The organism is Archangium sp. Cb G35, assembly GCF_001896145.1.
GTDB classification, from domain to species: domain Bacteria; phylum Myxococcota; class Myxococcia; order Myxococcales; family Myxococcaceae; genus Archangium; species Archangium violaceum.
Map to the genome: position 1 here is coordinate 1 of NZ_MPOI01000011.1, position 14,854 is coordinate 14,854.

12 protein-coding genes are annotated in these 14,854 nt (G+C 70.0%); 3 read left to right on the plus strand and 9 right to left on the minus strand.

All coding sequences use genetic code 11. The features are described from left to right. From BO221_RS30685 to BO221_RS30700, 4 genes are all read right to left on the minus strand, one after another. Positions 1-4,752: type I polyketide synthase (locus BO221_RS30685; RefSeq protein ID WP_073564415.1), on the minus strand; the 4,752-nt coding region annotated here is incomplete at its 3' end. Between the two features lie 329 nt (positions 4,753-5,081). After that, complete coding sequence (locus tag BO221_RS30690; protein ID WP_073564416.1) at positions 5,082-6,254, minus strand: CaiB/BaiF CoA-transferase family protein; 1,173 nt, start codon at positions 6,252-6,254, stop codon at positions 5,082-5,084. 113 nt (positions 6,255-6,367) lie between these two features. Then, on the minus strand, positions 6,368-6,697 hold the full coding sequence (locus BO221_RS30695) for an SCP2 sterol-binding domain-containing protein (RefSeq protein WP_073564417.1): 330 nt from the start codon (positions 6,695-6,697) through the stop codon (positions 6,368-6,370). Between the two features lie 102 nt (positions 6,698-6,799). Continuing rightward, a complete protein-coding gene (locus tag BO221_RS30700; RefSeq protein ID WP_043391706.1) occupies positions 6,800-7,174 on the minus strand; it encodes a response regulator in 375 nt (124 codons plus the stop codon). 197 nt (positions 7,175-7,371) lie between these two features. Between BO221_RS30700 and BO221_RS30705 the strand changes: the two genes are divergently transcribed. Together BO221_RS30705 and tatA are read left to right on the plus strand one after the other, a co-directional pair. Further along, entirely contained in the window at positions 7,372-8,376 is a 1,005-nt protein-coding gene (locus BO221_RS30705) for a sensor histidine kinase KdpD (protein WP_073564760.1), read from the plus strand. A gap of 77 nt (positions 8,377-8,453) precedes the next feature. Next, positions 8,454-8,693 (plus strand): twin-arginine translocase TatA/TatE family subunit, encoded by a 240-nt coding sequence (gene tatA, locus BO221_RS30710; RefSeq protein WP_073564418.1) that lies wholly within the window; start codon positions 8,454-8,456, stop codon positions 8,691-8,693. 87 nt (positions 8,694-8,780) lie between these two features. On the opposite strand, the gene BO221_RS30715 is transcribed toward tatA, so the two are convergent. From BO221_RS30715 to BO221_RS30735, 5 genes are all read right to left on the minus strand, one after another. Next, the gene (locus BO221_RS30715) at positions 8,781-10,631 is read right to left on the minus strand and encodes a long-chain fatty acid--CoA ligase (RefSeq protein ID WP_073564419.1); all 1,851 of its coding nucleotides are present in this window, start codon (positions 10,629-10,631) and stop codon (positions 8,781-8,783) included. A 203-nt stretch (positions 10,632-10,834) separates the two neighbouring features. Then, entirely contained in the window at positions 10,835-11,584 is a 750-nt protein-coding gene (locus BO221_RS30720; protein ID WP_073564761.1) for an RNA polymerase sigma factor RpoD/SigA, read from the minus strand. Positions 11,585-11,812: 228 nt separating this feature from the next. Continuing rightward, complete coding sequence (locus tag BO221_RS30725; protein ID WP_073564420.1) at positions 11,813-13,243, minus strand: FAD-binding oxidoreductase; 1,431 nt, start codon at positions 13,241-13,243, stop codon at positions 11,813-11,815. Positions 13,244-13,277: 34 nt separating this feature from the next. Further along, positions 13,278-13,862: a GTP cyclohydrolase I gene (folE, locus tag BO221_RS30730; protein ID WP_233166318.1), complete on the minus strand. Its 585-nt coding sequence runs from the start codon at positions 13,860-13,862 to the stop codon at positions 13,278-13,280. Between the two features lie 69 nt (positions 13,863-13,931). Next, positions 13,932-14,273: a Rieske 2Fe-2S domain-containing protein gene (locus BO221_RS30735; protein ID WP_073564422.1), complete on the minus strand. Its 342-nt coding sequence runs from the start codon at positions 14,271-14,273 to the stop codon at positions 13,932-13,934. 127 nt (positions 14,274-14,400) lie between these two features. Here BO221_RS30735 and BO221_RS30740 point away from each other — a divergent pair, with 127 nt between their 5' ends. Further along, complete coding sequence (locus tag BO221_RS30740) at positions 14,401-14,832, plus strand: hypothetical protein (RefSeq protein ID WP_073564423.1); 432 nt, start codon at positions 14,401-14,403, stop codon at positions 14,830-14,832. The last annotated feature ends 22 nt before the right edge of the window (positions 14,833-14,854 follow it).

A 14,854-nucleotide genomic window follows, 5' to 3' on the forward strand; every position in this document is an offset into this window, starting at 1 on the left:
CACCGCGGGCAGACCCATCCGGCGCCAGGCCAGCTCGAAGAGGGAGCGATCCTGCTCCGAGCGGGCGCGGCCGTAGCGCGTGGGCAGCGCGGAGAGCTCCAAGCCCTCCACCTCGACGAGCGGCACGCCCTGCCCGTCGAGCAGCACGACGTCGCCCTCGAGGGGCGTGCCCTTGCGCCAGGACTCGGGCGGTGGCAGGCGCGCATGGGCCCACTTCGGCGTGCCCTTGCGCAGCACCTCGAAGCGGCGCAGACGGACGGGCACGAAGGTGGTGTCACCGGCGGGCAGCGCCTCCAGCAGCACCTGCAGCGCGGCGTCGAGCACCGCGGGGTGGAGCTCGCCCTGCTGCGCGAGCGACTCGGGCGGAGAGAGGCGGCCCACGGCCTCGCCGTCCTGACGCCACACCTCCTTGAGTCCGCGGAAGGTGGGGCCGTACTGGAGCCCGCGCTGCTCCATGTCCAGGTAATGCACCTCGGTGAGGCGGACCTCGGAGCAGCGCCGTTGGATGTCCTCCACCCGCACCGCGGGCAGCGCGCCGCGTCCGTTGGAGTCCGACGCGCGCACGCGGCCCTGGGCGTGCAGCGTCCACATCTCCGTGCTGCTGCCGCCCGGCGTGGGGATGAAGCTGGACACCTTGAAGGAGATGGCGCCCGTGGAGCCCACGTCCACCAGCAGCTCGGCCCGGCGGGTGCCGTCCCCGAGCAGGGCCAGGGCCTCGTGGATGCGCACGTCCTCGAGCGTCCACGGCCCGGGGCCGAGCGCCGACTGCACCGCCAAGGACACCCAGTCCAGGTACGCCGTGGTGGGCAGGATGATGGTGCCCTGCACCCGGTGGTCTCCCAGCCAGGGCAGGTTCTGCGCGCCCACCTCCACGTCCCAGAAGAAGGCTCCGGGACGCAGCGACGAGCGGCGCACCGGCCCCAGCAGGGACTGGTTGCGCTCCTCGCGGGACAGCTTCGGGGCGGGGCTCGCACCGGGCTGGAACCAGCAGTCCTGACGCTGCCAGGGGTAGTCGGGCAGCCGCACCAGCCGGCCCCCTTCCGGGTGCAGGGCCTTCCACTCCACGTCGCGGCCGGCCGCGTAGAGGCCGCCGAGCGTCTCCAGCATCACCTCGCGCTCGGGCTGCTCGCGCCGCACGGACGGCAGCACGGTGGCCTCCATGCGCAGGTGGGCGATCGTCTGCTCGATGGCGGGCAGCAGCACCGGGTGCGGGCTCACCTCCACGAAGAGCGAGTGCCCGTCGTTGGCGAGCCGCTCCACCACCGGGGCCAGCAGCACGGGCTCGCGCAGGTTGCGCACCCAGTAGGCCGGCTCCAGGTCCGTGCCGTCCGACACCTCGCCCGTCACGGTGGAGAAGAGCGACACCTCGCCGCGCCGGGGCGCCAGGCCCTCCAGCGCGCGCATCAGGTCCTCGCGCAGCGGCTCCATCTGCGGGCTGTGCGAGGCCACGTCCACCTTCACCCGGCGGCAGAAGACGTTGCGCGCCTCCAGCTTCTCCAGCACCTGGGCGAGCGCGTGCGGCTCGCCGGAGAGCACGGTGGAGCGGGGGCTGTTGCTGGCCGCCACGGACAGCCAGTCCTCGAGGCCGCGGATGGCCATGCGCGCCTCGTCCATCGTCAGCTCCACCACCGCCATGCCGCCCTGGCCGCTCACCCGGCGCAGCAGCAGGCTGCGGCGGCAGATGATGCGGGCCGCGTCCATCAAATCCAACGCGCCGGCCACATGCGCCGCGGCCACCTCGCCCATGCTGTGGCCCACCACCATGTCGGGCACCACGCCCCAGGAACGCCAGAGCCGGGCCAGGGCCACCTGGATGGAGAAGAGCGCGGGCTGCACCTGATCGATGCGCTCCATCCACCCCGGGTTGTCCGAGGCCAGCAGCTCCATCAGCGACCAGTCCACGAAGCGGCGCAGCGCGGCGTCACACTGCTCGAGCGCGGAGCGGAACACGGGCTCCTCGGCCATGAGCCGGCGCCCCATGCCCAGCCACTGCGAGCCCTGGCCCGGGAAGACGAACACCACGGGCTGGTGCCGGCCATCCGCGTGTCGGGTGACGGAGAGCCCCGGGCGGACCTCGCCGCGCAGGAAGGCCGTCAGGCCGTCGCGGGCCTCGGCGGGGGTGTGGGCCAGCAGCGCCAGCCGGTAGTTGAGGTGGCTGCGGGTGACGGACGCCGAGTAGCAGACGTCCTGGAGCGACAGGGGGTGCGACTCCAGGCGGGAGATGACACGGCGGGCGGCCTCCGCGAGCGCCTCGGGCGTCTGGGCGGACAAGGGCAGCAGGTGCGTGCGGCCCGGTGCCAGGGCGGGCGGCTTGCCGGAGGGCAGCACGGCCACCGGCGTCTCCGGCGGCGGCAGGGCCTCCCAGCGCACCGGCACGCCCCGCACATGCAGCGCGCCGAGCGCCTCCAGCAGGGCGGCCCGTGCCTCGTCACGGCGCAGCGTGCCCACCACCACGCCCGTGCGTCCGGCCTTACGCAGCAACTGCTCCACCGGGCGGCACAGCACCGGGTGCGGGCTGAGCTCCACGAAGGCGTCGACGCCTTCGGCCATCAGCCGCTCCACGGCCTGGGCGAAGCGCACCGGCTGGCGCAGGGTGCGGCAGCGCGCGTCTCCCATGCGGCCGTCCGGCCCCACCTCGCGCGCCACGGTGGACACCCAGCGCACGCCCCCCTCGCGCTCCCACAGCTTCTCCTGGGCCGCCTCCAGCTCGTCGCGCAGCGGCTCCCACTGGCTCAGGCGGCTGGCGCGGTACACCTTCCACACCGCGTCCGCGGCCTCCAGGCCTCCGGCGATGCAGGCGGCGGCCACCTCTCCCACGCCGTGGCCCACCACCACCTCGGGCTCCACGCCCCAGGCACGCCACAGCGCCGCCAGCCCCACCTGCACCGCCAGCGTCAACGGCTCGGCGGCGTCCTCGTCCGACAGGATCCGCGCATGTGGATCCCTCAACGCCTCCACCAGCGACCAGCCCGCCAGCGGCATGAAGGTGGTGTCCAGCGCCTCCAGCCGCGCGCGGAACACCGGCTCCGTGGCCAGCAGCTCGCGGCCCATGGCGGGCCACTGTGAGCCCTGCGGCGCGCACATGAAGGCCACGCGCGGCCGTTCTCCGGGCTCGCTCGTGAAGAGGCCCGCGCGGCGCTTCCCCTGCCGGAAGGCCTTCAGCTGCGTGGCCAGCTCCGCCCGCGTCCGGAAGGTGAAGGCCGCCCGGTGCGCCCCCTGCCCCGCGTACGGCGCCCAGGTGCGGCACAGGTCGCGCACGCACGCCGGATTCTCGTCGTGCTGTACCAGCTCCTCGGCCTTCGCGGCCCGGGCCAGCAGCTCCTCCGCGCTTTCCGCCGCCAGGGCCAGCAGCTCCTCGCGGCCCACCGGCGACTCCTCCAGCACCACGTGCGCGTTGGTACCGCCCCAGCCAAAGGCGCTCACCCCCGCCGTCGCGGGCTCGTCCTCGCTGGGCCACGGCATCACCCGCTGCGGCAGGCTCAGCCGCAGCTCGCCGAAGGGAATGCGCGGGCTCGCCTCGCCGTGCAGCATGTGCGGCGGCACCAGCCGGCGCGACAGCGAGAGCGCCACCTTGATGAGGCCCATGATGCCCGCCGCCCCCTCCAGGTGGCCGACGTTCGCCTTCAACGAGCCGATGAGCAGCGGCCGATCGATGGCCCTCCCCTCGCCCAGGGCCGCGCCCAGCGCGCTGGCCTCGGTGGGGTCTCCCAGCGCCGTGCCCGTGCCGTGCGTCTCCACGTAGTGCACGCGGTTGGTGGGCACGCCCGCGCGCGCGTACGCCTCGCGCAGCAGCGCCGCCTGTCCGGGCACGCTCGGCGCGGTGAGCCCGTTGCCGGTGCCGTTGTTGTTCACCGCGCTGCCGCGGATGACGCAGTAGATGTGCGCGCCGGACGCGAGCGCCGCCGACAACGGCTGGAGCACCACCAGGCCCGCGCCCTCGCCGCGCCCGAAGCCATCCGCTCCCGCCGCGAACGCCTTGCTGCGCCCGTCCGGCGCCAGCCCGCCGAACTTGGACAGCAGCACGTTCGCCTCGGGCGAGAACATCAGGTTGACGCCGCCCACCAGCGCCAGCCGCGACTCCCCCGAGCGCAGGCTCTGGCAGGCCAGGTGCACCGCCACCAGCGACGAGGAGCACGCCGTGTCCACCGTGAGGCTCGGCCCCTTGAGGCCCAGGAAGTACGAGAGCCGGTTGGCCACGATGTTGAGCGACTGGCCCGTCGCGCTGTGCAGCGTCACCGCCGCGCGCTCGCTCAGGTGCCGGTCCGCGTAGTCGTGCCAGATGGCGCCCATGAAGACGCCCGTGCGCGAGCCCTTCAGGCCCACCGCCGGCACGCCCGCGTCCTCCAGCGCCTCCCAGCACACCTCCAACATCAACCGCTGCTGCGGATCCATCTCCGCGGCCTCGCGCGGGGAGATGCCGAAGAAGAGCGGATCGAACCCGCCCACCCGCTCCAGGAAATAGCCATGACGGGTGTTGGCCTTGCCCGGAGCCTGGGGGTCCGCGTCGTACCAGACGCCGTTGTCCCACCGCTCCGCGGGCACCTCCTGGAGCAGATCCTTCCGCTCGCACAGCAAACGCCAGAAGGCCTCCGCATCCGGCGCTCCTGGCAGACGGCACGCGAGCCCCACCACCGCGATGGGCTCCGCTTCCTTCCCTCCCTGCGCGGCCCCGGCCTCGGCGCCCGTCAATTCCTGCTCCGCCTTCGTGGCGGATCCGGTGCCCGGGCCCAGCTGGCTCTCGCTTTCCGTCATGACTGTCGCCTTCCTGTGTCCGTCAAAGGTCCACTGCACTGTCGGCCACTGTCAACCGACCGACTGTCAATGAATTGCGTTCCTCACGGGTTTCGCTTGGTTTTGCGGTCCCGGCATGTGGGTGCCTCTCACGGATGCGATTCCCCCCGGCATGAGACCAGACGTGACTCGCGGAGAAATGCGAGGCGCTGGCTCGACTTACCGCAAAATCGCACGACTCAATTTGCGTGTGTAGCGGGTAAAGACAGACCCCCACACTTTACGGGAGATCCGGGATTCATGACGCCCCGTGACTCCCGTTTGTAGTCCCAGTCAATTCCAGACAGAACCTATTTGACCAGTCTTTCAATTTCTTCCGGGCTAAAGCCTGCCTCGAAAAGAATTTTATGTGTGTGCTGTCCAAGATTGGGAGGTGGACGCAGGGGTGTCTCGCCCATGCGCAGCGGCGTGAGGAGGTGGGTCACCCGTCTCCCACGTTGGGTGTCTTCAGACTCCACGAAGAGATTCCTGGCGCGGAGCTGGGGATCCGCCAGCACCTCATCGCCTTCGAGTACGGGTTCGACACACACATCCGCGCCCGCGAAGCGCTCCGTCCAATACGCCAGGGGATGCTCGGCGAAGATGCGGGTGAACTCGGCCTTCACGCGCGCGCCGGCCTCGCCGGTGTCATAGGCATCCGCGAGCAGGTCCGGCCGCCCCAACACCTGACACACCCCGGCGAGGAACTTGGGCTCCAGCGCGCCCACGGACAGGTAGCGGCCATCGCGGGTGCGGTACAGGCCGTAGCAGGCGTAACCGCCATTGAGTGTCTCGCGGCCACGGCGCAGCGGCTGGCCCTGCTCGCCCATGAAGAGCCGCGCCGCCAGGTGCATGTGGAGGAAGGCCGTGGCGCCATCCGTCATGGACACGTCCACGAAGCGGCCCTGGCCGGTGCGCTCGCGCTCGTGGAGCGCCGCGAGCAGGCCCACCAGCGCGAAGAGGCTGCCGCCGCCGATGTCACCCAGCTGCACGCCGGGGAAGGCCGGGGCGCCGTCCGCCTCGCCGCCGTAGCCGAGCACGCCCGCGCGCGCCGCGTAGTTGAGGTCATGCCCCGCCTTGAGCCGGTCCGGCCCCGTCTGCCCGTAGCCGGAGATGGCGCAGTAGACGAGCCGCGGGTTCTCCGCGTGCAGCACGCTCCAGCCCAGGCCCAGCTTGTCCATGACGCCGGGCCGGAAGCTCTCCACCAGCACGTCGTAGCCGCGCACCAGCCGCTTGAAGGCCTCGCGCGCCTCGGGGGCCTTGAGGTCCAACGTCAGCGAGCGCTTGTTGCGGTTGAGCCCGTAGAAGAGCGCGCTCTCGTCGTCGCGCAGCGGAGCCATCTGGCGGAGGTAGTCACCGCCCTGGGGGTCCTCCACCTTGTCCACCGTGGCGCCGAGATCGGCGAGCACCAGCGTGGCGTAGGGGCCGGGCAGAAGACGAGAGAGATCCAGGACCTTGAGTCCGGACAGGGGAAGCGTGTTCATGGTGGGGGGGGTGGGGGCTGAGGGGGAGACAAAAAAGAAGCGGCGCGGCCCCGGGAGAGGAGCACACGCCGCTCGTGGAGCCAACGCGCCCGAGGGCGCGGCTCCGGGTGAGACTAGCCGAGCAGCTTCGCCAGCTTCATGGCGAGGGCCATGTCCATCGGCTTGAACTTGAGCTTGCCCTGCATGGCGGCCATCTGCGCGTTGAGCTGCTTGGCGCGGATCTTCACGAAGTCGTCGTTGCTGACGGTGACGGTCATCTTCGGGGCGCCCTCGGCGCCCTTGGCGACCCAGCCATCGGCCTTGGTGCAGTCCAGCGTCCAGGTGCCGCCGTTGTCGCCGGTGATGATGAAGTGGATGACCGAGTTGATGTCCTTGGCCAGCTGCGGATTCTGCTGCAGCACGGTCGGGATGTCGTTCTCGATGATCTCCTGTGCGCTCGCCATCGCTTCTCTCCTTTGAGGAATTGACTGGTGAATCAACGTCCGGGCGGCACCGTAATGACGGGGCCCGGGCGGGTCAAGCCGCGAGGTGGCCCGGGGGGTGGCTCAACGTCCAGCGCTGGAGGCCTGCGCCTGGCTCAGCGAGCGCCGGACCATCTCCAGGAGATCATTGAGCTCGAAGGGCTTGGCCAGATGGCCCACCGCGCCAATGTCCGTGGCCTTGCTGCCCACGTTGCGGTCCGCGCTCAGGACGATGAGGGGGATGCCGGCCACGGACGGGCGCTGCCGCATGCGCTGGGCGAACTCCCAGCCGTCCATCACCGGCATCATCAAGTCCAGGAGGATGAGTTGGGGCGGATCCGGCTCGAGCCGCTCCAGGGCCTCCTTGCCATTGCGGGCGCGGCGGATCTCGAAGCCCTCGGCCTCGAGGATCTCCGAGAGGGCCTCGAGGATGTCCGGGTCGTCATCGACCACCAGCACGACGTTGGACCCCTGGTGCTGAAGATTGGCGGAAGACAGGTTCTTCTCCTGAGTGACGCGCACCCTCGATTTTCTCTCAAGGGACGGGAAAGGGAGGATGAATTCAACCGGCTCGTAGGGCAACAGGGCAGGCTCGTTGCAAAATCGACAGTGCCGACCCACCGTTTTCCTAACCCATGGACGAGGAGACGGCAGGCGTGAATCACGCGGGGGAATGGAGGCAGGCGGCGGCCGGAGAGGACGAGCCCGGGTTCGCCATCCTCTCGCGAAGAGGCCTGGTGCGGGAGGTGGACGGGCGGCTGAGGGCCCATCTGGGGGTGGAGCGGCTCCCCGAGAGCGTGGGCTCGCTGGTGGAGCTGATGGAGGCGGTGGGCTTCCAGCAGCGGCCGGGTGCCGACCTGTGGGAGCACGAGGGACGGCTGGTGCGGGCGGGCGAGAGTCCCCTGGAGGACGGGACGCGGCTGGTGTGGACGCAACCCGCCGAGGGCGACGAGGAGATCGTACGCCGGCGGGTGCGCTACCTGGGGCTGGCGTCCCATGATTTGAGGGGCTCCCTGGCCAACGTGCGCTCGTACGCCGCCCTGCTCCTCAATGGACGCATTCCGCTGGAGCCCAAGGCGAAGCGCGGGCTGGAGACGATCCTGCGCAACACGGACAAGGCCCTGGCCTTCGCCCAGGACTTCTTCGACGCGAGCCGGGCGGACCTGGGCATGCTGGCGTGCGAGCGGGAGCGGCAGGCGCTCGAGCCCCTGCTCGCCAACGCGGTGGAGCACCACCTGGAGGCGGCGGGCACGGCGAGCGTGGCGCTGAGCCTGGAGCTGCCCGGAGGCCCCCTGCCCGAGGTGGAGGTGGACGGAGGCCGGGTGCAGCACGCCGTGGAGGCCTTCATCCGCCACCACCTGCTGCGCGCCCAGCCCGGGGAGCAGCTCCGGGTGCGGGCCCGGCCGGAGGGTGGAATGCTCCGGGTGGAGGTGCGGCGCGATGGCGTGCCCCTGACGGAGGAGGAGCTCGCCCTCGCCTTCGCACGGGAGGAACGCGCCTTCCGGGAGAAGAAGCTGGAGGATCCGCTGCGGCTGGGGCTCGCCCGGCAGGAGGTGGAGGCGCTCGGGGGCTCCGTCGGGGTGACGGCCGACGCCGGGGGCACCACGCTCTACCTTACACTCCCCATCGCCCTCGCTTCCTCGGCAGGCATGCAGGTCTGAACAGCCCTTTCGTCGTGCTGGCGACCCGCGCCCCGGGGGGCTATCCTGCCCGGGCCTTTTCCTTCAGGGAGTGCGCGATGGGTCTGAAGATGTCGGAGATTCTGCTGATCATGGCGGTGCTGCTGCTCCTGTTCGGAGCCACGCGCCTGCCGCAGCTCGGCTCTTCTCTGGGGAGCGCCATCCGTAACTTCAAGCGCGGCTTCAGCGACGAAGGCTCCTCCTCCGACTCCGACGAGAAGAAGCCGTCGGGCACGCTCGCCAGCAATGGCACGGTGGAGAAGGACGCCACCGCCCGCAGCACCAGCCACCAGGGCTGAGCTTCCCGCTTCCCTGTCCCGAGCCGCACCACGCCCGCGCCGGTCTCTCCTCCGTGAGAGATGGGCACGGGCGTCGTTGCTTGCGGGTCAGCCCGCGCGATCTTCCTTGTCGTAGAGCCCGTCCAGCACCGCCTTGTACTTCTGGCTGACGTGCTTGCGCTTCACCTTGAGGCTCGGGGTCAGCTCGCCCGTCTCCTGGCTGAAGTCCGCCTCCATCACCGCGAAGCGCTTGAGGGTGCTGTAGGACGGCAGCTCCGTGTTCACCTTGTCGAGGATCTCCTGCACCGCGGCCCGGAGCGCCGGCTGGCGGCACACCTCCGCGTAGCTCCCGGCCTTCACCCCCCGGCCATCGAGCAGCTTGCGCGCGGGCTCCTCGGCCACGGTGATGAGCGCCACCAGGTACTTGCGCTTGTCGCCGTGGACCACCGCCTGGCTGACGAGCGGGAACGTCTTGAGCGTGTTCTCGATGTTCTGCGGCGAGACGTTCTTGCCGCCCGAGGTGACGATGATGTCCTTCTTGCGATCGGTGATGGTGACGTAGCCGTCCACGTCCACCTCGCCGATGTCCCCGGTGTGGAACCAGCCATCGGCCTCGAGCACCTCGGCGGTGGCCTCCGGGTTCTTGTAGTAGCCCTTCATCACCCCCGGGCCGTGCAGGAGGAGCTCCCCGTCCGGGGCGACCTTCACCTCGGTGCCGGGCATCGGCGGGCCCACGGTGCCAATCTTGATGCGCTCCGGCGGGTTGACGCAGGAGGCGGCCGACGTCTCGGTGAGGCCGTAGCCCTCCAGCACCTTGTAGCCGAGCAGATCGAAGAAGTACGCGATCTTCCGGGACAGCGGCGCGCCACCGGAGACGAACAGGCGCATGTTGCCGCCCAGCTTCTCGTCGAGCGAGGCGCGCACCTTGCTGAACACCAGCTTGCGCGCCAGGGCCAGCCCCAGCAGGGCGGGCTCGCGGCCCTGCGTCTTCGCCTCCACGTGCTCCTCGAAGAGCGAGAAGGCCCAGCGGAACAGGCGGCCCTTGAGGCCGGGCGCGGCGGAGCCGTTGGCCACCACGCCGTTGTAGACCTTCTCGAAGACGCGCGGCACCGCCGGGAGGATGGTGGGGCGCGTCTCCACGAGGTTGGCCAGCAGCTTGTCCGCGGACTCGGCGAACGCCATGCGGAAGCCCATGGACAGCCACGCGGCCTTCACCACCTGCCCGAAGGAATGCGCCAGGGGCAGGAACATCAACACCGAATCGCTGGGCGTCATCGCCCCGATGCCCTTCACCCCGTTGGCCTCGTAGGCCCAGTTGCCGTGGGTGAGCAGCACCCCCTTGGGGTCCCCCGTGGTGCCCGAGGTGTAGATGATGCAGCACACGTCCTCGGGCTTCATCTGGCGCGCCCGCTCGTCGAAGGACTCCGGGCGCGCGGCGTGCGCCGTGCGGCCCTGCTCCATCAGTTGCTCGAGCGTCAGCTCCACTTCGCCCGTGCTGGCGCCCTCGAAGAGCACCACCTTGCGCACGCCGGGACACTCCGCGAGCTTCTGCCGCAGGCGGGTGGCACGGCCCGGCTGCCTGGGCGTCTGCTCGTCATGGTCCACGAAGACGAGCGACGCCTCGGAGTGGTTGAGGATGTAGCGCGCCTCGTCCGGCGTGTTGGACGCGTAGATGGGGACGGTGATGGCCTGGGCGGCGGAGATGGCCAGATCGCACACCACCCACCGCAGGCTGGTGTCCGCGAAGATGGCCACCCGGTCCCCCGGCTTCACGCCCTGGGCGATGAGGCCGGCGGACAGCGTCTTCACGTCCTCCAGGATGCGTCCCCAGGTGACGTCCTCCCAGCGGCCGCCCGTCTTCCAGCTCGCGGCGACTTTCGTGGGGGACTGCGCCCGTTGGAGCAGCAGCTCGACAAGGTTGCGCGCGTCCGAGGTAGCCAGCTGGGTCTCCGCCCTCATGTGAGCTCCTCCTCTCCTACATTTCCTTCAGTAATCTGGCTTCTCGCTCCTCGCGTCAGGGCCACGCCTGCCTGCCTGCCCGCCTGCCCGCCATGGGGCGGACGGCGAGCCGGGCCCCCGGAAACGACGAAGGCGGTACCCGGGGTGCTCCGCACCTCGAGTACCGCCCGATTCTGTCGCCGGCATGGTGCCTGTCCCGGAGGTCAGGCGGCGTCGGCGGGGGAGATGTCCTGCATTTCCTCGTCCTGGTTGAAGGCCGCCAGGTAGCGCTCGAGGAAGTTCTTCGTCTTGAGCTCCACCTGCCGCACGCGCTCGCGAGACACGCCCCAACGCTGGCCCAGCTCCTCCAACGTGCGCGGCTTGTCCTGCGTGAGCCGCTCCTGGAGGATGTCCCACCCCAGATCGCCAATGCGCTTGCGCACCTTGGCCAGCGCCTCCTGCACTTCCTCGTTCTGCTCGCGAGACAGGAACACCTGCTGAGGCGAGGGACCGCCGTCCTCCAGGCGATCCAGGAACGTCGTCTCGCCTTCCTCGTCGATGCTCGCGTCCAGCGAGAAGTCCGTCATGCTGCCGCGCTCGGCCTCACCGCCGCGCACCTGGCTGCGGTTGTCCTTCAGGTAGCGGGTGATGTAGGCGCGAATCCACCACACCGCATACGTGGCGAAGCGCACGTTCTTCTTGGGGTCGAAGTGCTCGATGGCCTTCATGAGACCCACATTGCCTTCCTGGATGAGGTCATCCAGGCGGGCACCGCGGTTGGAGAATTTCTTCGCCACCGCCACCACGAAAGCCAGGTTGGACTGCGCGAGCATCTGCCGCGCCGACTCGTCTCCCTTGCGAGCGCGCCCGGCCAGTTCGTACTCCTGCTCTCGGGTCAACTGCGAATGATCCCCGAGGTGACGCAGGTAGTGCGACAGGCCCTCGGCTCCATACTTCATCGTCCTGTTCGCCATGTTTCGCGTCTCCAGTTCCATCAGTGTGACGGACGCGCTCGCCCCCCGGTTCCGCGTCCACATCTCTAGGACGCACAACGTGCCGAAGCGTTTCTCATTTCCATTCGGGGTTATTTGACCCGCTTACCCTGGCAACAAGCGGGCCTGGGGTCCGTTACGACCACGTAACGGCTCCATCCAGGGTGGGAAGTGACCTGCGCCCCGAAGAACGAGCGTGTCCGCTGAGGACTAAGAACGCTTGGGCGCGGGAAAGATTTTCTCGGGGTTGAGCATTCCTGAAGGATCGAAGAAGCCCTTCAAACGGCGCTGCAGCTCCAGCACCGTCTCGGATTGCTCCATCGCCAGATATTCCCGCTTGGCGTGCCCCACGCCGTGCTCGCCCGTGATGGTGCCTCCCATGGAAACGGTGAGCTCCAACATGCGCTGGATGGCCGTCTCCACCAGCGCGCGCTGGTGCGGGCCCTCGTAGAGGATGTTGGCGTGCAGGTTGCCGTCCCCCGCGTGGCCGTACGTGGCCACCGGCAACCCCAACTCCTCTCCCATTTTCTTGAGGGCCAGGATGATGTCGGGAATACGGGACCGGGGTACCGCGATGTCCTCCGAGATCTTGTGCGGCCGCAAGGAGCGCAACGCGGTGGAAACCACCCGGCGCACCGCCCAGAGCTTCTCGCGCTGGGACTCGTCCTGGGCCACGAGGACTTCCCGGGCGCCCTGCTGCTCACAGATTTCACCCAGCCAGGCGAGCTCGGCGAACAGGCCCTCCTCCATGTTGCCGTCCACCTCGGCGATGACAGCCGAGCCGGCGCCCGCGGGAAAGTTGAAGCCCCTTCCATCCACGGCCTGGAGCGCCACGTCGTCGATGAGCTCGAGCGTGCGCGGGAGGATGCCGGCCTTCAGCACCGCGGTGATGGCGTGAGCGGCGGTGTGCACCGAGTCGAAGATGACCAGGGCCGTCTTCACGTGCCGGGGCTTGGGGATGAGCTGGAGGGTGATTTCGGTGGCCACCCCGAGCGTGCCCTCGGAGCCCACGAAGAGACCCACCAGGTCGTAGCCGGCCACGCCCTTGATGGTGCGGCGGCCCACGCGGACCACCTCGCCGCTCGGCAGCACCCACTCCAGGCCGATGACGTAGTCACGGGTGACGCCGTACTTGAGCGCCCGGGGGCCTCCCGCGTTCTCCGCCACGTTGCCGCCCATCGTGCAGAACTCCCACGAGTTGGGATCCGGCGGATAGAAGAGGCCCTGCGCCTCCACGGCCTTCATCAGCTCGCCCGTGATGACGCCTGGCTGCACCACCGCCGTGAGGTCCTCGGCCGAGACGGAGAGGATGCGGTTCATCCGCTCCAGGCTCACCGCCACGCCGCCCAGCAGGGGAAGCGAGCCGCCGCTCTTGCCACTGCGCGCCCCGCAGGGCGTGAAGGGCACCCCGAGCGCCTGGCAGGTGCGGAACACGGCGGAGACCTGCTGGGTGTTCTCGGGGAAGACCACGAGGTCCGGCGGGTAGACGCCCGAGTCGGACTCGTCCTCGGCGTAGTTCTCCAGGGTGGAGGCGTCGTGGCGCACCTGGCCCGGGGAGAGCACCTCCACCAGCGCGGCCCGCGCACGCTCCAGGAGGCCGGGGGAAACTCGGGGGAAGGTACGCTCCGCGGGCAGGGTCATCCGGACAGCTCCACTCGACTGCGCTTCACTCCACTCAACGCCGCAGGGCGCTCAGGCGCGTCCACAGCTCCCGGCGCAGGGCTCCGTCCTCACGCAACCGGCCCTCGTAGGCCTCCGAGTGCGTGCGGGCATCGCGCTGCCGATCACCCCGGATGCGCAGACAGGACTGCTCCGCCTCGATGATGCAGGCGGTGGCCGGGCTCTTCAGCACGCGGGCCAGCGACGAGGCCACCTCGCGCGCCAGGTCCTCCTGGAGGATGAGCCGGTGCGCGAAGCAGTCCACCAGCGCGCCCAGCCGGCCGAAGCCCACCACCCGCGAGCGCGGCACGTAGGCCACGTGCGCCCGGCCCTCGAAGGGCAGCAGGTGGTGCGGGCACATGGACTGGAAGCGCAGGTCCGTCACCACCACCAACTCCCCGGACGAGTCCGCCGGTCCCGGGAATGTCTCGCCCAGCGCCTCCTCGGGCGTGCGCGCGTAGCCGTCGAGGAACTCCGACGCCCACGCCTCGGCCACCCGCTCCGGGGTCTCCACGAGGTTGGGATCGCTGTCCAGCGGCAGGCCCGCCGCGCGCAGGAAGTCCCGGACCGCCGCGGCCATGGCCTCCCGATCGGGTTTCACGGGCGGAGCCCCTCGAGTCCTTCGAGCTGCGGCCATGGTGTGTGTCTTCCTCGTTGCCAGGTCGATACCTCAGGGGACGGGCACCCTATCCGAAGCCGCTACCTGAATCTCGTCTCCAATGACCCGTACCGGGTAGATGCGCACGCGCGCGCCCGGAGTCGTCGGGCTGATGCCCGTCCGGACGTCGAAGGCCCAGGCATGGAGGGGACAGTAGAGGAGGCACCCGTCCTGATCTCCCTCCGACATGGGGCCTCCGCGGTGGGGGCAGGCCTGCTGCACCGCATGGAGCCGTCCGTCCACCTGGACCAGCGCCACCCACTCCTCCCCGACCCGCACCACCGCCCGGCCCCGCTCGTCCAGGTCAGACAGATGCGCTACGGGAATGAAGTGCTCGTCCTCCTGTCCGTTCATGGCTCGTCCTTCAACGCCCCGCGTCGAGCGCGCCCTCCACACCTGAATACCCGGATAAAGGGGCCGTCGCACCCTTGACACCCCTCCGGGGGACCAGTAGAGCAAATAATTACCGTCTTCCTGCCCGATGAGAATCCGCGCCCACATCGCTGGCCACCTCATCGCCACCCTGTTGGTGGTGCTCTGGGTTGCCCAGCCGCTGATCGCCATCGCGCACGCGCAGGAGCACGTCCACCGCTACTGCCCCACCCACCGGGCCTTCGAGGAGAGCCCGTCCAGCAAGGGCTCGGCGCTCTCGGCGCAACTCCGGGACGCCAAGGTCTTCGAGAAGCTGCCGCCGGCCGCCCCCGGAGGCTCGCTCAAGCACGAGTCGTGCGCCTTCGTCTCGGTCAGCACCCGGGACGAGGTGACGAGCCCCGAGGTCCAGCCCGTCCTCCAGGCCTGCCTCGAGGTGAGCCGCCCGGCCACGGCGCCGCCCCGGCCCCAGTCCTCGCTGTCCGTCCTCGACACCGCCCCCAAGGCCTCGCCTCCCGTGCGCGCTAGCGCGGTCGAAGCGTAAGTCCTTGGGTCGACGTCCGCCT